The 19,728-nt window shown below is 45.8% G+C and carries 20 protein-coding genes; 14 read left to right on the forward strand and 6 right to left on the reverse strand.

The features are described from left to right. Positions 1–33 precede the first annotated feature (33 nt). The 14 genes from F6X55_RS11120 (at position 34) to F6X55_RS11185 (ending at position 13,524) form a co-directional block, all read left to right on the forward strand. Positions 34–840 (forward strand): hypothetical protein, encoded by an 807-nt coding sequence (locus F6X55_RS11120; RefSeq protein WP_153463253.1) that lies wholly within the window; start codon positions 34–36, stop codon positions 838–840. A gap of 170 nt (positions 841–1,010) precedes the next feature. Next, the gene (locus F6X55_RS11125; RefSeq protein ID WP_153463255.1) at positions 1,011–1,388 is read left to right on the forward strand and encodes a MerR family transcriptional regulator; all 378 of its coding nucleotides are present in this window, start codon (positions 1,011–1,013) and stop codon (positions 1,386–1,388) included. Between the two features lie 31 nt (positions 1,389–1,419). Next, the gene (locus F6X55_RS11130) at positions 1,420–2,934 is read left to right on the forward strand and encodes a class I adenylate-forming enzyme family protein (protein ID WP_153463257.1); all 1,515 of its coding nucleotides are present in this window, start codon (positions 1,420–1,422) and stop codon (positions 2,932–2,934) included. Positions 2,935–2,945: 11 nt separating this feature from the next. After that, positions 2,946–4,619, forward strand: coding sequence for an acyl-CoA dehydrogenase family protein (locus F6X55_RS11135; RefSeq protein WP_153463259.1), 1,674 nt, complete (start codon positions 2,946–2,948; stop codon positions 4,617–4,619). A gap of 437 nt (positions 4,620–5,056) precedes the next feature. Then, complete coding sequence (locus F6X55_RS11140; RefSeq protein WP_237648644.1) at positions 5,057–6,067, forward strand: tetratricopeptide repeat protein; 1,011 nt, start codon at positions 5,057–5,059, stop codon at positions 6,065–6,067. Between the two features lie 117 nt (positions 6,068–6,184). Further along, positions 6,185–7,135, forward strand: coding sequence for a thioredoxin-disulfide reductase (gene trxB / locus F6X55_RS11145; RefSeq protein ID WP_153463261.1), 951 nt, complete (start codon positions 6,185–6,187; stop codon positions 7,133–7,135). Positions 7,136–7,445: 310 nt separating this feature from the next. Then, positions 7,446–7,910: an 8-oxo-dGTP diphosphatase gene (locus tag F6X55_RS11150; protein ID WP_026570920.1), complete on the forward strand. Its 465-nt coding sequence runs from the start codon at positions 7,446–7,448 to the stop codon at positions 7,908–7,910. Between the two features lie 46 nt (positions 7,911–7,956). Continuing rightward, positions 7,957–8,844 carry an RNase adapter RapZ gene (gene rapZ, locus F6X55_RS11155; RefSeq protein WP_026570919.1) on the forward strand — a complete coding sequence of 296 codons (888 nt, stop codon included), beginning with the start codon at positions 7,957–7,959 and terminating at the stop codon, positions 8,842–8,844. 3 nt (positions 8,845–8,847) lie between these two features. Further along, positions 8,848–9,801 (forward strand): gluconeogenesis factor YvcK family protein, encoded by a 954-nt coding sequence (locus F6X55_RS11160; RefSeq protein WP_026570918.1) that lies wholly within the window; start codon positions 8,848–8,850, stop codon positions 9,799–9,801. Positions 9,802–9,829: 28 nt separating this feature from the next. Then, the gene (gene whiA / locus F6X55_RS11165) at positions 9,830–10,777 is read left to right on the forward strand and encodes a DNA-binding protein WhiA (protein ID WP_153463263.1); all 948 of its coding nucleotides are present in this window, start codon (positions 9,830–9,832) and stop codon (positions 10,775–10,777) included. 145 nt (positions 10,778–10,922) lie between these two features. Then, positions 10,923–11,180 (forward strand): HPr family phosphocarrier protein, encoded by a 258-nt coding sequence (locus F6X55_RS11170; RefSeq protein WP_371069415.1) that lies wholly within the window; start codon positions 10,923–10,925, stop codon positions 11,178–11,180. A gap of 178 nt (positions 11,181–11,358) precedes the next feature. Next, on the forward strand, positions 11,359–11,949 hold the full coding sequence (locus tag F6X55_RS11175) for a DNA-3-methyladenine glycosylase I (protein ID WP_153463265.1): 591 nt from the start codon (positions 11,359–11,361) through the stop codon (positions 11,947–11,949). Positions 11,950–12,033: 84 nt separating this feature from the next. Then, positions 12,034–13,029: a signal peptide peptidase SppA gene (gene sppA / locus F6X55_RS11180; RefSeq protein WP_026570914.1), complete on the forward strand. Its 996-nt coding sequence runs from the start codon at positions 12,034–12,036 to the stop codon at positions 13,027–13,029. Between the two features lie 12 nt (positions 13,030–13,041). Continuing rightward, on the forward strand, positions 13,042–13,524 hold the full coding sequence (locus F6X55_RS11185) for an RDD family protein (protein WP_153463267.1): 483 nt from the start codon (positions 13,042–13,044) through the stop codon (positions 13,522–13,524). 634 nt (positions 13,525–14,158) lie between these two features. Here the strand turns inward: F6X55_RS11185 and clpP are convergent. From clpP to F6X55_RS11215, 6 genes are all read right to left on the reverse strand, one after another. Continuing rightward, positions 14,159–14,746, reverse strand: coding sequence for an ATP-dependent Clp endopeptidase proteolytic subunit ClpP (gene clpP, locus F6X55_RS11190; protein ID WP_026772301.1), 588 nt, complete (start codon positions 14,744–14,746; stop codon positions 14,159–14,161). 226 nt (positions 14,747–14,972) lie between these two features. Then, complete coding sequence (locus tag F6X55_RS11195) at positions 14,973–15,575, reverse strand: response regulator (protein WP_026570911.1); 603 nt, start codon at positions 15,573–15,575, stop codon at positions 14,973–14,975. After that, entirely contained in the window at positions 15,556–16,944 is a 1,389-nt protein-coding gene (locus tag F6X55_RS11200) for a sensor histidine kinase (RefSeq protein WP_153463269.1), read from the reverse strand. The genes F6X55_RS11195 and F6X55_RS11200 overlap by 20 nt, the downstream gene beginning before the upstream one ends. Before the next feature lie 20 nt (positions 16,945–16,964). Continuing rightward, positions 16,965–17,558 carry a DUF6305 family protein gene (locus tag F6X55_RS11205; RefSeq protein ID WP_026570909.1) on the reverse strand — a complete coding sequence of 198 codons (594 nt, stop codon included), beginning with the start codon at positions 17,556–17,558 and terminating at the stop codon, positions 16,965–16,967. A gap of 137 nt (positions 17,559–17,695) precedes the next feature. Beyond that, on the reverse strand, positions 17,696–18,610 hold the full coding sequence (nikC, locus tag F6X55_RS11210; RefSeq protein ID WP_153463271.1) for a nickel transporter permease: 915 nt from the start codon (positions 18,608–18,610) through the stop codon (positions 17,696–17,698). 20 nt (positions 18,611–18,630) lie between these two features. Next, positions 18,631–19,635 (reverse strand): ABC transporter permease, encoded by a 1,005-nt coding sequence (locus F6X55_RS11215; protein WP_026772303.1) that lies wholly within the window; start codon positions 19,633–19,635, stop codon positions 18,631–18,633. Positions 19,636–19,728 lie beyond the last annotated feature (93 nt).

Consider the following 19,728-nt stretch of genomic DNA (forward strand, 5'->3'; position numbering starts at 1 on the left):
TAATCGTATGTCTTTTCAAGGGGAGGGAAAAAGATGACGAACGTGTCCGAACTATTAACAAGAGATGGGAAACATCAATTATATACCGGTATCATTCTGTTATTTGGCAGTATATGCATGATCATGTTGTTTTTGTTTTTCGCCCATCAATGGGAAACGGGTCTTTTATCGATCGTGTTGGCAACAGTCGGTGGGACGGTTCTTTCCAGAGGAAGACGCGACATGCAGTTGGGAAAACAATCTGAATTGACTATGCAGAAAGAGAAATGGATTCCTGTCAGCAGGCAACTTGATCGGGTCATGGCAATCGAGGGAAACTTTTCGACGAAGACATCGATCATGAGCCTGGACGACGAGCAGCTTTGTGTTTTGAAGGAAACAGGTTTTCAAAGTAACTGGTTCCTCCACATTGTTCGGTTTTTTTCCAGTTCAGGTATTTTTATGCCGAAGAATTTTCAACTGCTGGATGATCAAAACAATATCCTGTTCTATATGCAAAAACGAGGCGGGCTTTCCTGGCGTTCTTATGTATTTAATGAAGACGGAGATTGTATCGGCTACATTTGTCCTGCAAAAGGGGAGAAAGGAGCCTTGCTCGATTTCATTGATCAGACTGGCAACAGGTGGCGTGCCGTCAAGGATTATCGGGATTTTATCTCGGTTACAGATCAAGAAGGAAAAAAGCTGCTGCTCATGAAACCTGGAGCAATTCCTTTAGAACATGCTGAACGTTTTTCCCGCGGTGATTCCGTGGTCTTGGAATGGACTGAAACCGAAAATATCAGTTATTCGCTTTTATTGTTCATTCTCGCTGTTCTGAAAAGCCGGTCAGCTGATTAAAAAGGGATTGAAGTTTACGTTAACGTAAGTGCTATGCTTGATGTATCACCAAGAAAAAATGACCGTGCCTGACAAATAGTCGCTGCGGCTATTTTTTTACCTTTCATTGGTGAAATCCTGTCTGCGCATCGGCAGAGGCTTCAGAAAAGATTCAAGACAAGGGTGATGGTATGGGCGATAGAACATACACGATTTCTGAACTTGCCGCTGAATTTAACGTCAACCCGAGGACGATACGCTATTATGAAGAGATTGGTTTACTTCAACCTCGACGGACAGAAAGCGGCAGGAGATTATTTTCCGGGAGGGAAAAAACCAGGCTTCGCCTCGTGTTCCGAGGCAAGAAGTATGGTTTTCAACTGGAAGAAATAAAGGAAATGATTCAGTTGTTCGACAAGGATCCAAGCGGCAAACAACAACTCTTGAAGACAATTGAGTATGGCAATAACAAAATCGAGGAGGTATCAAAACGGATAGCCGAATTGGAAACTGTCAAGCGGGAAATGGAAGCGCTTGTAGAAGAATTCCGGCGAAAGCTTGCTGAATAACAAAAAACCAAAGATAGGAGTGTACCCTCCCATGAGCATACCGGATTTATTAGCAATCCAGTCTCGAAAGTATCCAGAACATGAGGCGATCGTCACACCAGACGAACGATTGACTTATCGTCAATGGAATAGGACTGTCAATCAGCTTTGTTCCAGTCTGCTTGAATTAGGAGTGGTGAAGGGCGACAAGGTTGTGCTTCATATGCCGAATACGAAAGAATTCTTGATTTGTTACTTTGCAGTCCAGCGGTTGGGCGGCATCATTGTTCCAATCAATCCCAAGCTGGTCGAACAGGAAGCTGCGTATATCATGGAACATAGCGATGCCAGAATGTTCCTCACCCATGAAGCTGTATTTCCGGCGGTGAGCAATCTGCCCGACAAAGTGGAGGGGATGTTCGCGAAAACGGGGCGGCACTCCGACCAATGGTTGTCGATTGACGAGTTGATACTGGAAGGGGCGTCTGGTGAGATATCGTGCCAGCTGACGGAAGAAGATGAAGCGGCTTTGCTATATACCTCGGGTACCACCGGTGCGCCAAAAGGGGTATTGTACACATACCGGAACATTTTATCGGTGGCAGTGATGATTTGTATTGAAATGACGATGAAACCGGAAAGCCGGATCCTTCATATGATGCCGCTCAGCCATTCAGCTCCTCTGCACTTATTTATGGTGGCGGGCACGTATGTCGGAGGTGTCCATGTACTTGTTCCTAACTTCAGTCCCGAATTACTGCTCGAAACAGTATCCAGGGAAAAAACCACCCACTTTTTCGGTGCACCGATTGCATACTTGGCTTCTGCCAAGCATCCGGGGATAGAAGAGTATGATTTATCCTCGATGGAATATTGGGTGTACGGCGGGGCTCCGCTCTCGGGCCCTGAGGTGACCTTTATTCAGGAAAAGTTTTCGACGAAAAAGCTCATGTGTGTATACGGTCTGACAGAAGCCGGCCCAAATGGCACGTTGCTAGGGTTTGACGACCATCCGCACAAGGCCGGCAGTATTGGTCATCGTGCCGCTTTGAACTGTGAGATTAAGCTTGTGGATGAACACGGACGGGAAGTCGAACAGGGTCAAGTAGGAGAAATTATCCTTAAGGGAGAAGGAAACATGAAAGGGTATTATAAAGATTTGGAAAAAACAGCAGAAACGTTGAAGGATGGATGGCTTTACACCGGAGATATGGCAAAAAGGGATGAAGACGGTTACTACTGGGTGGTCGATCGTAAAAAAGATATCATTATTTCCGGCGGGGTGAATATTTTTCCGAAAGAAGTTGAGCAGATGCTGCTCAGCCATCCGGCGGTTGCCGATGTCGCGGTTGTTGGAGTTCCGCATCCCGACTGGGGAGAAACCGTCAAAGCGTATGTGGTGGTGGCGCGGGAAGTGGAGGACTTAACAGCCGAGTGCAGACAATTTCTTGACGGGAAACTAGCGGATTATAAAATCCCCCGTTTATACGAAGAATTGAAAGCGCTTCCTAGGAATGCGACAGGTAAACTTTTGAAAGGACAGCTGCGCAGCCAGCCGCAGCACTAAGGAGGGTTGACATGGTTAACTTTTACCAGGAGGATGCGCATCTTACTTCGTTGTTGGAAAAATATTTGCCCGTTCCATTCTACCATTGGGCTGACAGGCAGCTTCACGTTTTTGGCGAAAGTTGTGCAGGAGAAATCGATGAACGGGCTGTCCATACAGACCGGGAGGGGCAGCCGCGTCTCGTGAAATACGACAAAATGGGGGAGGAAGTCTCCAAAGTTTGGGTGAATGAGGGGTACAAGCGCACCGTAGAAGAAACCTATAATACAGGGATTGTGGGATATATCCACAAGGAAATTCCTGATCTAGGTAGAAAAGGCAACTATGTTTATTCATTTGCACAGGGATACCTGCTTTCCCATGCAGAACCAGGATTTTATTGTCCGGTTACATTGACGATGGCGACCGCTTATTTGATTGATCATTATGCTGATGAACAGTTGAAAGAAAGGTTCTTGCCGCATGTTCTGGCAACTGGCGAAACGGAATTATATGAAGGGGCGACGTTTCTGACCGAACGGCAAGGTGGCTCGGATGTAGGAGCAAACGTGGTTCGTGCGGTCGAAACAGAGGACGGTTACCGGATTTACGGCGAAAAGTACTTTGCCAGCAACGCCGGGCAATGCGGTGTGGCCATGGTGCTGGCAAGAATGGAAGGAGCTGGAGATGGAACGAAGGGACTCAGTTTGTTTTTGGTGCCTTGGGAAGAAAACCGCCAGGATCAAAAGCTGTATATCCGCCGCTTGAAGGATAAGCTTGGTGTTCGCGCCGTCCCATCGGCCGAGGTCGAATTCGATGGGGCCAAGGCATACCTTGTCGGCCAAGCTGAACAAGGGTTTGCCTACATGGCGGAAGCATTGAATCTATCACGGATTTGCAATGCAGTAGCTTCGCTCGGAATCATGAAACGCGCTTTTTTGGAAGCACGGGATTATGCAGGAAAACGGACAGCCTTCGGGAGTAAACTCAAGGACCTTCCAATGATCCAGGATACATTGACCACACTTGCTGTGAAGCAGCAAGTAGAGATGAGCGCGGTGTTTGATATGATTCACCGTTTTGATCAGCTGTGTGCTGATACAGCCCCATCTACCGAAGAGCAAATCTTGATTCGCTTGTACATTGCTATATTGAAAAAAGAGACGGCCGAACAGGCGATCCATTTTGCTCATGAGTCACTGGAGATGCATGGCGGAAACGAATATATCGAAGATTTTGTCACTCCAAGGTTGTTGCGGGATGCCCAAGTGCTAACTGTTTGGGAAGGAACCGGCAATATTTTGGGATTGGAAGTACTGCGGCTGATAGAAAAATATCAAGCAGATCAACTGTTTTTCCACGAAGTACATCGCAGGCTCGCTGCCCTCCCGGAGAATCTCCAGGTATTACGTGAGCAGCTGGAGCTAGAAATAAAACATATCACAGATTGGCTGGAAGATGTGAAAAGGGCAGATAGGGAAATACGGACGTTGCATTGCAAGGAGATTGCCGAAAAATTCGCTGCCGTTTTTGAAAGTATCATTGCATTGGAAGATGCTGCTGAAGGGGATGGACGGAACAAGGATGTGGCTGAAGTCTACATGCAATCTACTTGGAATCCCGGTGGCTATCAGGATGATCCTTTGACAATCCGCCATTTTCAGCGGATTGTCGAAACAAATCAACACGCAGCAATTACTGATTGACAGAGGAAAGAGAATCGGTGTTCCATCTGCCGACATAACGAATATATGGAGTAGCGGACCGAATCGAAATAAAGATTTGGTCTTGTTTTTTTGTTCTACTGAAAAAATTGGATAGAAATATTCGTTATTTTTTAAAAGAGGGTGCTGGCACTGTGCTGCGGAAATATCTGGCGCTTTCCGCGGGTGGCGGTTGAGCCTCCTCGAGATAGTGCTCTCCGGGATCTCACCGAAGCCTTTCCACCCGCAGGAATCCCCAAAAAGTCCCTTTTTTCACTTGTTAGTATGTTTTTATGGCAGTTCCTATATATTACCTTTCCCAAATGTGGTATACTTCAAGCGGTATCAGTCTGTAATTATCAGCTGCCATGGAGCGTCAGCTTTCATGGCGGTTTATTATATACGGTTACGGTTGAATTAAGTCATACAGGGGGAGACGAATGCATACTTCGCAAAAGATGAAACTACCGCTTAATGTTGATAAAGTCATCCCTTTTATCCCTGAGGGCGATTTTTATTTTACGAAAGGTGTCGAAGCCTTTCAAAAACGGAAATTCGATATTGCGGTCAAATGGATGAAAAAGGCAGTCGAAGCCTCACCGGAGGAACCGCTGTTCCGCTGTCAGCTTTCGATTATTTATACAGAAGCGGGCGCCTATCATATGGCCAACCAAGTGCTGACGGAAGTGTTGGATGCACATGGTGACGAATATGTGGATTGCTATTATTTGATTGCCAACAATTATGCGCATTTGGGATTGATGAATGATGCCATGAAAAATGCCAAGCAGTACTTGGAACAAGCACCTGAAGGAGAATTCAGGGAAGAGGCCGAAGAATTGCTGCAATTTTTGGATATAGAAGAAGAGGACGAGGACTGGGACGGTATAGACGATGAACTGTTGATCTTCCAGGAAACCGCCTTTTATCATCTGGAACGTCAGGAGTGGGATTATGCGCTGCCACTGCTTAAGGAAATGATGGGATTGTTTCCGGAGCATGTTACTGCAAAGCACGAATACAGTTTTGCTTTATTCTTTTCCGGAGAGGAAACAGAAGCGATTGCTTTAGAGGAAAAATGGCTTGAAGAGGAACCGCAGTCTCTGTTTTGCCACACAAATTTAGCCGTGTTTTATTTCCATACCGGAAACTCCGACAAAACCGCTGCGCATGTCGAAGCGCTGTTCAATGTATATCCACTGCACAGCCAGCAAAAACTGCGTGTGGCTGTCACGCTGGCAAGAACAGGCTATTATCGGGAAGCGGTACAACGGTTCAAAACCTTGTCTAAATCCAATTTGCAAGGCCATGCTTCGTATTACAAATGGTACAGCATAGCCGCCTTTCATACTGGAATTCCATCGAAAGCGTTGGCCCTCTGGGAAGAAGGCTGCAAACGCCATCCTTTTCTCAGCAAGGATGAAGGCCCTTGGATACACAATAACCATTAAATCCATACTATAAATAAAGACCTGTTTGCAATGAGCAGAATAGTAGACCTGGACATTGATTCATACGATAATGGGCTTGAGAAGACAAAGATGCAGAAGAAAAGGGGCTGATCGAGAATGGCCGATGAAAAAATTTATGACGTTATTATCGCCGGGGCAGGACCTGCCGGCATGACTGCCGCTGTGTACACTTCCCGGGCCGATTTAGATACATTGATGTTGGAACGCGGGATTCCGGGCGGGCAAATGGCGAACACCGAGGATGTGGAAAATTATCCAGGGTATGACCATATTTTAGGACCGGATCTTTCCACCAAGATGTTCGACCATGCGAAAAAATTCGGTGCCGAATACGCGTATGGCGATGTAAAAGAAGTTATCGACGGGAAAGAATATAAAACTGTTGTCGCCGGAAACAAGGAGTACAAAACGAGGGCGTTGATCATCACTACTGGTGCTCAATACAAGAAAATCGGCGTACCGGGCGAAGAAGAGCTTGGCGGACGAGGCGTTTCTTATTGTGCTGTATGTGACGGTGCCTTCTTTAAAAACAAAGAATTGATTGTTGTCGGCGGTGGGGACTCTGCGGTGGAAGAGGGGGTTTATTTGACCCGTTTTGCCAGCAAGGTGACCATTGTCCATCGCCGTGATGAGCTGCGTGCGCAAAAAATCTTGCAACAGCGGGCCTTTGACAATGAGAAAATCGACTTTATTTGGGACACAGTCGTAAAAACAATCAACGGCAAAGATGGAAAAGTGGGCAGTGTTACACTTCACAATCAAAAGTCGGATGAAGAGTATGAGCATTCCACGGATGGCGTGTTTATTTATATCGGAATGGTGCCGTTGAGCAAACCGTTCAGTTCGCTTGGTATCACCAACGAGCAAGGGTATATTCCGACCAATGGAAAAATGGAAACAAGTGTACCGGGAATCTTTGCTGCTGGTGACATTCGCGAAAAAGAATTACGTCAAATCGTGACAGCAACCGGGGATGGAAGTATTGCTGCTCAGTCTGCCCAGGCTTACATTGAAAACCTGGTAGAAGAATTGAAAGCCGTCAATTAAAAGGGATGCGGCAGAGATGGTAATCGTAAATACTTTTTAACTCTGCTGTAACACGGACGAAACAATTATCGGGTACAATAGAATTAACTAATTGACCCCCTTTTAATAAATATATTCTTTGTGCACAGGTGGAGTTTCCGCCTGTGTCTTTTTTTGCCCATCTTCAGACGGCTTCCGGTAAGTTTTGCCTAGGAACCAAACATTGTAGGATTGCTTTTAAACATAGTATAATAAAAAAAGATGTCTTCTTTCAGGTAGTATGAACACCAAGAAAAACAGCAGGACCTGGAAGCAGGGAAGAGGTGATGATATGCGTCGAGTCACAACGAGTATCCTGCGGGATGAGGATGAACTGTTAATGCTGCAAAAGCCGAGACGGGGCTGGTATGCCATGCCCGGCGGCAAAATGGAGCAAGGGGAAACAATCAAAGAAGCAGCAGTTAGAGAATATAAAGAAGAAACAGGTTTGACATTGTACAACCCGCGCTTAGGCGGAGTGTTCACCTTCGTTATCAAAGAAGATGACAAGGTAGTCGATGAATGGATGATGTTTACGTTTTTCAGCAGGGAATATGCTGGAGAGATGACAGAAGACTGTCGGGAAGGAAAGCTGGAATGGGTTCCTGTCGATGAAGCGATTCAGAAGCCGATGGCAGATGGAGATCGTTTTATCATCAATCACCTTCTCACCAGCAGTGAGATACTTTTTGGCACATTTACTTATACAAGCGACTATGCTTTGATCGATTATCGATTGGATCCGCCGGGTCCTTGATCGATTTACGGCTTCTGGAACAAGCGGCGAAAAGGGGAGATTGAGCTTGGCAGAAAAAAACAAAGAAACACAACTTGTAATCATCACAGGGATGTCGGGAGCAGGGAAAACGGTTGCTATGCAAAGCTTTGAAGATTTGGGCTTTTACTGTGTCGATAATCTGCCTCCGGCATTGCTGCCCAAATTTCTTGAATTGATGAAAGACGCAACGAACAACATACGAAAAGTAGCGGTAGTGATGGATCTCCGGGGACGGGAGTTTTTTGATACCCTGTTCGATGCCCTGGATGCTTTGGCAAAGGAGGACGCATGGCTGGAGGAGCACATTCTGTTTCTGGATGCCAAAGACCAGGCGCTTGTTTCTCGCTACAAGGAAACACGCCGCTACCATCCGCTGGCCCCGGAAGGTCTGCCGTTGGAAGGAATCGAACAAGAACGCTCTATTCTCGATGAACTGCGCGGTCGCGCACATAACATCATCGATACGTCGGCATTGAAGCCGAAGGATTTACGGGAAAAAATCGTCGATACGTACGCCGAAAAAGAGCAGCAGGTTTTTTCGGTCCACACCGTTTCGTTCGGTTTTAAATATGGGCTTCCGATCGATGCCGATTTAGTCTTTGATGTCCGCTTTCTTCCAAACCCTCATTATGTTGCTCATATGCGGCCGTTGACGGGTCTCAATTCGGAAGTTTCTTCCTATGTGTTCAAGTGGACGGATACACAAAAATTCCTGGATAAAGTGACGGACCTTTTGGAATTTATGCTGCCGCAATACAAAAAAGAGGGCAAGAGCCAGCTGGTGATCGCCATCGGCTGCACAGGCGGCCAGCATCGTTCCGTAGCGATTGCAGAGCATTTGGCGAAAAAATTCTCCGGCGACTATGTCACCCATGTCAGCCATCGGGATATCGATAAGAGAAAGGGTCATTAAGCTATGAATAAACAGAAACAGCCACACGTAGTCGTCGTAGGGGGAGGAACCGGGATGCCTGTCCTTTTGCGGGGACTGAAAGATTATCCCATTGATTTGTCTGCAATTGTCACGGTCGCAGATGATGGAGGGAGCTCAGGCCGGCTGCGATCGGAAATGGCCATCCCCGCACCAGGCGATATTCGGAATGTGATTGCGGCACTGTCGGATGCCGAGCCGATGCTGCTTGATTTATTTCAGCATCGGTTCGCCAATGGCAATGGATTGTCCGGGCATGCGATGGGCAACTTATTATTGGCTGCGATGACATCACTGACGGGCGATTTTTACAATGGGATCAAAGAAATATCGCGCGTGTTGAACGTCAAAGGAAGGATCTATCCAATCGCCAACCAAAATATGTTCCTTCATGCTGAAATGGAAGATGGTGAGATCGTTTCCGGTGAATCGAACATTCCTCTCGCCAATAAAAAAATCAAGCGCGTTTTTTTGAGTCCTGAGCCGGTACTGCCTTTGCCCGAAGCAGTGGAGGCAATCAAGCAGGCCGATCTGGTGGTGGTCGCACCGGGAAGTTTATATACCAGTACGCTGCCGAATATGATCGTACCTCAAATCGGGGATGCCTTGCGTCATACGAAAGGGAAGGTCACTTATGTGTGCAATGTCATGAGCCAGTATGGCGAGACTTCCGGCTATACAGCGGCCGATCACGTACAAGCGATTACCGATCATATTGGCGAAGGCTGCATTCATTCGATCATCGTCCATAACCAGCCGATAGAAGGAGATGTCCGCGAGTTGTATGCCGAAGAAAATGCTGCACCGGTTGTGTATGATACCGATCGTCTGCTTGATATGGGCTTGGAAATCATTGAAGGCGACATTATCGACCATTCTAAAAAAATGCTGCGCCATGATACGGCCAAAGTATCTGAATTGTTATATTCCTTGATTTAACGATTCACAAAACAGGGGAGGTGAGGGAATGTCTTTTGCATCAGAGATAAAGAAAGAGTTGACAAAAATTTCGACGGACACTTGTTGTGCTCAATCGGAGCTGGCAGCCCTTGTACGTATGAACGGGGCGATTTCCCTGGCGCGTCAAGAGTACCTGCTCGATGTCCAAACAGAAAACGCTGCAATAGCTCGAAGGATCTATACATTGATAAAATCCCTCTATGGTTATCCAGTTGAACTACTTGTCCGGAAAAAAATGAAGTTGAAAAAGAACAATGTCTATATTGTCCGGATGAAGGAAGGGGTTCGCACTTTCCTTGATGATTTGGAGATTCTAAAAGAACCATTTTCTTTTAATCATTCCATCTCGGAAAAATTCACGAGCAAGGATTGCTGCCGCAGGTCTTATTTACGTGGCGCTTTTTTGGCGGGAGGATCGGTAAACAATCCGGAAACCTCCTCGTACCATTTGGAAATTTATAATTTTCATAAAGAACACAATGATGCATTATGTGAGTTGATGAATTCGTTCGACTTGCATGCCCGTAAACTGGAACGCAAAAAAGGTTATATTACCTACATGAAAGAAGCGGAAAAAATCACCGAGCTGCTTACCTATATGGGAGCCCACCAGGCGCTTTTCAAGTTCGAGGACGTGCGGATCGTCCGGGACATGCGGAACTCGGTCAACCGTCTGGTGAACTGTGAAACTGCCAATTTGAATAAAACGATCGGCGCAGCATTTCGACAGGTGGAGAATATCAAATTCATTGATCGGACGGTGGGAATCGATGCGCTTCCAGAAAAACTCAGGGAAATCGCTACATTGCGGGTACAGCATCAAGATGTTTCCTTGAAAGAGTTAGGAGAGCTGGTTTCGACCGGAAAGATCAGTAAATCCGGTATCAATCACAGGTTGCGCAAAATCGATGAATATGCCGAAAAACTAAAAAAAGGTGAACCGCTTGGAAATTAGCTATGTTCGGGACGGGTCGGTATATGGTATAATATTTTAAAGTTGCGGCGAAGCTTGCAGCTGCTCTCTTTACAAAAGAGAGTATTTTTTTAAATATAAATGAAAGCGTTTTCTTTAAGGAGGGAACCGAGTGAAACAAAAAGAGATGGTGGTGGAGTTGGAAGCAGGTTTACAAGCGCGGCCGGCAGCACAATTCGTTCAAAAGGCAAGTGGCTTTTCTTCAGCATTGTTTATTGAGAAAGATGGCAAGCGGGTCAATGCCAAAAGTATTATGGGACTTATGAGTCTGGCGATAGCAACGGGAGAGGAAATCATCCTCATTGCCGAGGGAAGTGATGAAACCGCAGCAATCGATCAGCTTTCGGCATTCATCAATCCCGGCCAAGCGGAACCGACTGTATAAACAATACCAGGCCTTTATAGAGAGGCTTGGTTATTTTTTTGCCCATTTATGATAATCTGCCGTCCCTATTCATAAAGAATAATTTTAATCGATTGAGCAAAATATGGAACGTAACAAAGCTACCATACGTATTACGATAATGGTACCGATACAAGGTTTAAGAAAGGTGGGAATACAGATGAAAGGACAAAAGACATGTCCTTGGGCTGAATCAGGTTCATTGATGAAACAGTACCATGATCAGGAATGGGGAATACCGAGCAAGGATGACACTTATTTATTTGAAATGCTCAATTTAGAAGGCGCGCAAGCCGGTTTATCCTGGAGCACAATCCTGAACAAACGGGAGGGTTACCGTCAGGCTTTTCATCACTTTGATATCAATCGGTGTGCAGCTATGTCAGATGATGACTTGGAAAAAATTCTATCAACGGGAGAGGTGGTCCGGCATCGGCTGAAAATTAACGCAGTCCGCAAAAATGCCATGGCAGCACAGCGGGCGGCAAAGGAATTCGGGAGTTTTTCCGCCTATGTTTGGCAGTTCAGTGATCAAAAACAAATAGTGAATCACTGGGATGAAGCCGGACAAGTTCCTGCCCAAAATGATATGTCGGTTGTCATCAGCAAAGACATGAAAAAACGGGGCTTTACTTTCGTCGGGCCTGTCATTATTTATTCTTTTTTACAGGCTATAGGAGTTTATGATGATCACCTCACTACCTGTCCTTGTCATACCGATAACCGCCAACCTGTTTCAGGAAAGGAGTAATCGGCTGCCACTAGATAATCGGCGGCACATACGATACTATTTTAAAGGGATAACAGAAACAAGCCGACAGAGGAGGATTTAATGATGAATGGAAAACGCTGGCTGGCGCTGCTCATAGCGGCAGGTTTATTTTTAATTTCGATTGGAGTACAGTTCGCAACCAGTCTGGCATCCACCAATTTCGAGGATGTATTCACGCAGCAGGATGAATTGTTTAATGAAACGGTTATCGAGAGTGGGACAAGCGGAAGTAAGATCGCCGTACTCCACTTGGAAGGAGTAATTCAAGATACCGGGTCTGGCTCATTACTGAATAACTCAGGCTACAACCACCAAAACTTTTTGCGAATGCTTGAAAAGGCGGGAGAGGACAAAAGCATCGATGGGATAATTCTCCGTGTGAACACTCCTGGCGGCGGGGTAGTCGAAAGTGCCGAGATCCATGACAAAATTGTAGAAATCCAGGAAAGTACAGATAAACCTGTCTATGTATCCATGGGCAATACGGCTGCTTCTGGTGGCTACTACGTGTCTGCCCCTGCCGATAAAATTGTGGCCAATGCGGCAACGTTGACAGGATCGATTGGTGTGATTATGGAAAGCATCAACTATGCTGAATTGGCAGAAGAATACGGAATAGATTTCAATACAATCAAAAGCGGAGAATACAAAGACATCATGTCTGGTTCACGCCCGATGACGGAAGACGAAGAAGCCATTCTTCAGACGATGGTCGATGAGCTGTATGATGAATTTGTCCAAGTCATTGTCGATGGCCGCGGGATGGAAGAAGCAACGGTCCGTGAGCTGGGAGATGGCCGAGTGTACACTGGCAAGCAAGCCCTGGATAACAAGTTGATTGATGGGCTTGGCACGCTGGATGACACGATAGCGATGATGGAAGAGGAGAATGAATTGGGAGAAGCGCAAGTTATTCAGTATAAAACCGGCTTCCATTTTGACCAGCTACTTGGAATGACTGCGCAAAACTTCTTCGGTCCGGACATGAAATTGGCTGGCCTTCAGGAATTGATCAGGGAGTCAGATGCTCCGCGGGCCATGTATCTGTATTCAAGGTAGGGGGTGCTGTAGATGAGCAATCATGATCAAGAAAACTGGCAAACGGTTGAACATTCAACAAATGACTTGAGGAAAAGACGTTATGCTGGATTTTGGATGAGGTTTTGGGCGTACATAACGGACTTGCTCGTGGTATTTAGTGTCAATGGTATCCTGCTTAGTCCGTTTCATTTTATCAATGACGGCCAGCAACTTGATATTGGTTTTTGGACGGTGACAGGGATACTGGGCTCGATTGTTTTTTATGTGTATTTTTTGTTGATGACCAAATTCTTTGGCCAGACGCTTGGAAAGATGCTGTTTGGTCTTCGGGTGGTCCGGGAAGATGATAGTTCGTTGACCTGGAGTGATTTGTTGTTTCGTGAGGTGGTGGGAAGATTTATCCATAGAGTCTTGTTTTTCACTCCTGTGCTCTATGCGGTTGTGGCCTTCACGGATCAAAAGCAAGGAGTGCACGACCTGTTCGCGAGCACCCGTGTCATCCATACGGAATAACTTTCGGCAGGCTGTCTCGGTTATAAGGCAGCCTGCCAATTTTAATGAATCGTCTCGAACTATCGCCTTGGTGGAAAGGGAAGAAGAAACTTCAAAAACGGCATGCTATGTTAACGAAGTGAAAGCATGGTGAAGGTGTGGAGTTAAAACTCAACTTGTTAAGAAGGCAGTATTATCATTGATAAATATATTTGCAAAAAAAATTTAAAGATTCCTATCGCAGCTGTGTTGCTTTTCAAGCTTTACAGATTGAGGGAACTGCGAATTAATTCTTTCATTCTGAAATAGATAAGGATAAAATGTCGCTGCAGCAGAACACTTCGTTTCATGGTAACGGCCACAGTCAGGGTTCTACTGGAATATCCTTCTTTGCACCCTTGGGTCGAGGAAGTTCACCAGCCGCCCGCGGAAAGCGTAAGATATTTCCTTAGCGCTGGACAACATCCCTTTCATTCAAGGCACCAAGTATTTCAATAAAGATTATTACGTAGATTGTATTTTTTTATGAAAGAACTACGAAAAATAACCGATTAAAAAGAAAAAACCGGACGATAATCCTCAAGATTTCGGATTATCGTCCGGTTTTCGTTTTGGGCACTATGTTTTTGTCCCAGTCTTTTGATTTCCCTGTTTATTAGTCAGGCTTTTTTTCCATTACTTTGTCGATCAGACCGTATTCAACAGCCTTGGAAGCTTCCATGAAGTTATCACGGTCTGTATCGCGCTCGATCACTTCCAACGGTTGACCAGTACGCTCAGAAAGAATGTGGTTCAGCTTACTGCGCATTTCAATAATTCTTCTTGCATGAATTTCGATATCCGCTGCCTGACCTTGCGTACCGCCAAGCGGCTGGTGGATCATGACTTCACTGTTAGGAAGCGCATAACGCTTGCCTGGTTCACCTGCTGCAAGAAGGAAGGCGCCCATAGAAGCTGCCATCCCGATGCAAATGGTGGAAACGTTCGGTTTGATGAACTGCATGGTATCATAAATTGCCATGCCGGCCGTGATCGAACCACCTGGCGAATTGATGTAGAGCGAAATATCTTTATCCGGATCTTCAGCAGCAAGGAAAAGCAGCTGTGCGACGATTGTATTGGAAACATTGTCATCGATTCCGCTTCCCAGCATGATAATGCGGTCTTTTAACAGACGGGAATAAATATCATATGCACGTTCTCCGCGGTTTGTTTGTTCAATAACTGTAGGAATTAAATTCATTGGATAGTTCCTCCTTTTTTAGTTCTTTCATCCTTATGATGAATGACTAATTTCATCTTACTCCAATAGGTCAATAAAGGTCAAACAAAAAACACTTTGCATATGTAAGAAGTGTTCGACCTTTTTTGCCGGTCGGAAAAACCGGATTATCGCCGTTCACAGTAAGAATTTAATCTATAACCATCGTTCCCTGATTTCTGATAAATAAACTTAACAAGTCGGCTGTTTACGTTATTTTATATTTGTTTTTCGGCCTTCCCTTGCTGCCATATTGGGACAAGACCGTGATTTCCCCTCGTTCGGCCAGATAATTCAGGTAACGGTGTACCGTTTGATAGGCAACAGGCAAACTTGCTTGTATTTCAGATATCGTCAACGGCCGTTCTTGCTGGTAAAGAAAATGTTTTATTGTCCGCAATGTTTCTGCTTTGATGCCTTTTTCTACAAAAACATCTTTTTGTCCCGCTGTCAATTTGCCGACTTTCATGTTGAGGCGTATCCTCGATAGGAGGTCAGGGGCTTTTATGGGCTTTAAAGCAAAATCCGTTGCACCTGCCTGCAGAAATTGCTCGGCAATTTCATGGCGTTCGTCGACCGTCAAGATGATGATCGGGACCGAAGCATTCATTCCACGGATGGTTTTGGTCGTTTTCAGTCCGTCCCAGTCCGGCATATGGTAATCAATCAGAACCACGGAAGGGGACACTTTTCGAAACAATTCCACACCCGCTTTTCCCGTAGACGCTTCACATGCCTCCCAATCAGCAAACGAACAGATTTCTTTGATGGTAAAACGAATATCTTCATTATCATCGATGATCAATATCATAAAAGGCGCCTCCTTGACCGGAAGACACCGGCAGGTAAATATCCATTTGTGTATGACTGCCGGGGGTACTTGAAACGAAGATGGTACCCTGGTGATTCTCGACAACACGTTTCACGAAGGACAAGCCGAGACCGGACGAGTCTTTCGTGCTAAAACCTTCCTTCCATATTTCCTGCATAAGTTCCTCCTTTATTCCTGGACCATTGTCTCTTATTTGAAACCGTACCGTATCATTCACTTTTTTGACATCGATCTGGATAAATCCTGCTTTTCCTTCAAAAGAAATAATCGCATTTTCCAGCAGATTGGCAATGGCTCTGGCAAAACGGATTTTATTGACATGGATATAGGGTAGGTTTTCCTGCACTTCCATTTCGAGACGGATTTTTTGATCGTCCAGCACTAAATGGCTGATCACATAACGTAGAAATTCGTCTACATCAATCTCTTTTTTCGTGTTCTCATAGAGGATTTCCGAAATCATTTCATTCATTTTATCAATGGAATGATCGACCCGGGTTAGATAGTCCTGCAGTTTCTTGTCTTCTGTTTTTTCATATTTCATCGCAATCAGGGAGATCAGTCCCCGCACTGTCACTAATGGTGTTTTCAAGTCATGGACCAGTGAATGGATTTCCTCGTAGACCTTTGATTCTGTTAGCGCAAACCGGGTTTCCTTGAGTTCCTTCTCTTGTACTTGGAACCTTTTCAGGGTGGTGATTTGGATGTTGAATAAATGGACCAGCAGGGCAAAGATAACGGCAATGAGAAAAAAAATGGCGAACAGAACAAAGTAAAGCGCTGTAAATAATTGATCCTCGGTGATGAAGCTATCGGCTGTTTTCAAACTGATCGCTAAATCATCTGCTCCGAAGCTCCATTGCGAAAGCAGCGGAATCAAATTTAAACATTGCATGGCAGTGATCAAAAAAAACAAAATGACTGCAAACGTTAAATAATAATATCTTTGTTTGGTGATATAGGAATTCAAAGCCAACAGCAGACCCAATGAGAAAAAGTGCGGTGCATAGGAGGACGATTCTCCATAAAACTCATTGATCAAAAAGACGGCTGTTAAGGTGGCACTGATAAAAAGGAATGAAAATGCAATGCTGTCTGTATTTTTGGTTAAGGCACTGACAATTAGCAACGTACTGAAATAAATCAAAAAATAAAGAAGTGCATTTCTGGATATGTAGGCGAACGATGCTATCAGCAATTGTCCACTATCCATGATTTCCATGCTTTCCTGCAGTCTGTCGATGATGAAGGAAACCCATTCAGCCGACAGACTAGGGAAAAACAGCCCATAGGTTAATAAAAAAAACCCAATCAGCCCTGGAATGGTATTATTCTTGTAATCTGCCATGTTTCCCCCTTCCCTCTCCGCTAGCGGAATGCCGAATTCAACGGGGTATGAAGGTCTTCCAAATCCTGTACGAGAGTAACAGGGACATTGGCGGCATCCATTGATTCGATGATTTTTGTCGAACTGCTGATTGACTTCAGACCTAGAAAATAATCAGCATACGGAGCGGTGGTTTCTATCAACTCTACGGTTTGATTATCCTGTCGTTTGGTTCCCGCGACATGCAGGATGATTACCGGCACTTCTCTTAATTCTGCTTCATTAAGCAACTGCTTGATCCTGTCCGATTCCTCTGTAAATGTCTTGTTTCGGTATTGCAGCCCATAGGGACTATTACCGACAATGATGACTAGCGTCCGGTAATCATAAAGGTCAGATGCCAAGGCACGTGGCCGGTAATCTCCTTCTAAGTGTAAATCCTCAGCCATTTTGGCTAGCAGAAGATTTTCGGGTGCTTGCCCGGCAGAAGTGAATAAAATGGTTTCTTCTCCGATCGGTGCTGGCAAATTCGGATATGAGTTGATGGAAGCTGCGGAATCCGGGCGTGCGAACGGTGAGGCTGCCAGCAAAAGGCCCGCGAGAAAGCAACCGATGACAGCGCTTGATTTTTTCATGTCTGTACCTCCAATTTTCATCCAAACAAGGTAAAGCCACTCCAGGCTTTACCTTTAGTTTACACGATTTTCTGATTTGATGGGCAGCGAACTTGCGGGACCTCGTCCTGCAGTTTATGGCCGCAACCGTACCATTCTTATTGTTTAAGCCGTGGATCCAATGCATCACGCAAACCGTCGCCGAATAAGTTGAAGCCTAAAACGACCAGGAAAATGGCCAATCCAGGGAATGCGACAACCCATGGAGCGGTCTGCAATGCAGCCCTCCCGTCACTCAACATGGCGCCCCATTCTGGGGAAGGAGGCTGTGCACCAAGTCCAAGAAAACTAAGCCCGGCAGCATCCAGAATGGCCGTCCCGATGCTGAGCGTGGCTTGGACGATGATCGGTGCGAGACAGTTCGGCAAAACATGCTGGAACAGGATCCGGTTGTTTTTAGCCCCAATCGCTCTCGCTGCTTCAATGTATTCCGTTTCTTTCACGGATAAAACGGTGGAACGGACAATCCTGGCAAATTGGGGAACACCTACAATTCCGATGGCAATCATCGCATTTGTCAAGCTTGCCCCCAGGACTGCGACCAATGCAATGGCCAGCAGGATACTCGGAAACGCCATCAGGATGTCGATCACGCGCATGATGACCTGGTCCACCCATCGGCCGAAATATCCGGCAATGCCGCCGAGCAGAATCCCGATAACCGCGGATATTCCGACGGCAATCAAACCGATTTGGATGGAAATCCGCGTGCCATATACAATCCGACTGTAAATATCTCTTCCCAGCTCATCCGTTCCGAGCCAGTGATCGCCGGAAGGAGCGAGGTAGCGGTCAAGCAATTGTTGATCTGTCGGATCGTGGGTAGCCACAACGGGGGCCATTGCTGCCACGACGAGTAAAAGCAAAATGATAAGCAGGCCGATAAAGGAAGTCTTGCTTCTTATCAATCTGCTAAAAGCATCGAGCCACAGACTTGAAGACTTGGCTGTTGCCGCTTTTTCCCGCTCTGGCACTCCCGGTGGGGTCGGTGTGGTTTGTGGTATTGCTGCCATTCTATCATTCACATCCTTTCTTAATCGTAACTGATCCGAGGATCAAAGTATTTGTACAACACATCGGTAATCAGATTAACCAGCACAAAAATAACAGCGATAATGAGTATGGAGCTTTGCACAACAGGATAGTCCCTTCCCATGACTGCCAGATAGACATAGCGTCCGATTCCTGGCCAGGAAAAAATGGTCTCGGTCAGTACTGCTCCGCCGAGAAGGAGGCCGAATTGCAGCCCGATGACGGTAAGTACCGGAAGAAACGCATTTTTCAGCGCATGCTGGAAAACGATCAGGTGACGGGCGAGGCCCTTGGCGCTTGCCGTTCGTATGTAATCCTGTTTCATGACTTCCAGCATACTGGACCGTGTCATCCTTGCGATGATTGCCATCGGTATGGTTCCAAGTGCGATTCCCGGCATCAGCAAATGGGAAAACACATCTTTAAATGCTGCCCAGTTGCCGGTAAGCAAACTATCCAGCAAATAGAAATTGGTGATGGTATGAAGTTCGATGTCGTTCGAAATCCTGCCCGAGGCAGGCAATATATTCAGTTTGACGGAGAACAGCCAAATCATCATCAACCCAAGCCAGAAAATCGGGAGAGACACACCGAACAACGCTCCGCTCATACTAAGATTGTCGAACCAGGAGTACTGTTTGACTGCGGCGATCACCCCTGCCAATATCCCGACGACCATCGCCAATATCATGGCAAAAACCGTTAATTCTACTGTGGCAGGAAGTCTGCTCGCAATTTCGATGCTTATTTCTTCTTGGGACTTTACCGATTCACCTAAATCCCCTTGAAGGATTTTTCCTACAAAACGGCCATATTGGACGACATAAGGATCATTCAATCCCAGTTCCTCCCTGAGCTGTTCCAGCTGGGATTCTGTCGATTTCTCACCAAGCATGCTCCTTGCCGGATCGCCTGGTATCAAATGGATCAGCGAGAAGGTCAGAATCGAAACCCCGAGAAGTACCGGGATCAGCATGACCAGTCTTCGCAAAATATATTTAAGCATCACGTTTCCTCCTTTCCATGATAGGGGTAAAGATGAGAGAAGTTACCTTGGCGGCAGCCAAAGTAACTTCTGGATAAGCTTCATATAAGACGG

The organism is Sediminibacillus terrae, assembly GCF_009602435.1.
Classification (GTDB): Bacteria; Bacillota; Bacilli; order Bacillales; family Amphibacillaceae; genus Sediminibacillus; species Sediminibacillus terrae.

Excerpts from the sequence above, each read along its gene's own strand:
- F6X55_RS11130 (WP_153463257.1), top strand. The coding sequence starts at position 1,420 with ATGAGCATACCGGATTTATTAGCAATCCAGTCTCGAAAGTATCCAGAA.
- F6X55_RS11200 (WP_153463269.1), bottom strand. The coding sequence starts at position 16,944 with ATGGCAGATTACAAGAATAATACCATTCCAGGGCTGATTGGGTTTTTT.
- F6X55_RS11150 (WP_026570920.1), top strand. The coding sequence starts at position 7,446 with ATGCGTCGAGTCACAACGAGTATCCTGCGGGATGAGGATGAACTGTTA.
- F6X55_RS11175 (WP_153463265.1), top strand. The coding sequence starts at position 11,359 with ATGAAAGGACAAAAGACATGTCCTTGGGCTGAATCAGGTTCATTGATG.
- F6X55_RS11135 (WP_153463259.1), top strand. The coding sequence starts at position 2,946 with ATGGTTAACTTTTACCAGGAGGATGCGCATCTTACTTCGTTGTTGGAA.
- F6X55_RS11205 (WP_026570909.1), bottom strand. The coding sequence starts at position 17,558 with ATGAAAAAATCAAGCGCTGTCATCGGTTGCTTTCTCGCGGGCCTTTTG.
- clpP (WP_026772301.1), bottom strand. The coding sequence starts at position 14,746 with ATGAATTTAATTCCTACAGTTATTGAACAAACAAACCGCGGAGAACGT.
- F6X55_RS11195 (WP_026570911.1), bottom strand. The coding sequence starts at position 15,575 with ATGATATTGATCATCGATGATAATGAAGATATTCGTTTTACCATCAAA.
- sppA (WP_026570914.1), top strand. The coding sequence starts at position 12,034 with ATGAATGGAAAACGCTGGCTGGCGCTGCTCATAGCGGCAGGTTTATTT.
- nikC (WP_153463271.1), bottom strand. The coding sequence starts at position 18,610 with ATGGCAGCAATACCACAAACCACACCGACCCCACCGGGAGTGCCAGAG.
- F6X55_RS11120 (WP_153463253.1), top strand. The coding sequence starts at position 34 with ATGACGAACGTGTCCGAACTATTAACAAGAGATGGGAAACATCAATTA.
- F6X55_RS11215 (WP_026772303.1), bottom strand. The coding sequence starts at position 19,635 with ATGCTTAAATATATTTTGCGAAGACTGGTCATGCTGATCCCGGTACTT.
- whiA (WP_153463263.1), top strand. The coding sequence starts at position 9,830 with ATGTCTTTTGCATCAGAGATAAAGAAAGAGTTGACAAAAATTTCGACG.
- F6X55_RS11185 (WP_153463267.1), top strand. The coding sequence starts at position 13,042 with ATGAGCAATCATGATCAAGAAAACTGGCAAACGGTTGAACATTCAACA.
- trxB (WP_153463261.1), top strand. The coding sequence starts at position 6,185 with ATGGCCGATGAAAAAATTTATGACGTTATTATCGCCGGGGCAGGACCT.
- F6X55_RS11160 (WP_026570918.1), top strand. The coding sequence starts at position 8,848 with ATGAATAAACAGAAACAGCCACACGTAGTCGTCGTAGGGGGAGGAACC.
- F6X55_RS11140 (WP_237648644.1), top strand. The coding sequence starts at position 5,057 with ATGCATACTTCGCAAAAGATGAAACTACCGCTTAATGTTGATAAAGTC.
- F6X55_RS11170 (WP_371069415.1), top strand. The coding sequence starts at position 10,923 with ATGGTGGTGGAGTTGGAAGCAGGTTTACAAGCGCGGCCGGCAGCACAA.
- F6X55_RS11125 (WP_153463255.1), top strand. The coding sequence starts at position 1,011 with ATGGGCGATAGAACATACACGATTTCTGAACTTGCCGCTGAATTTAAC.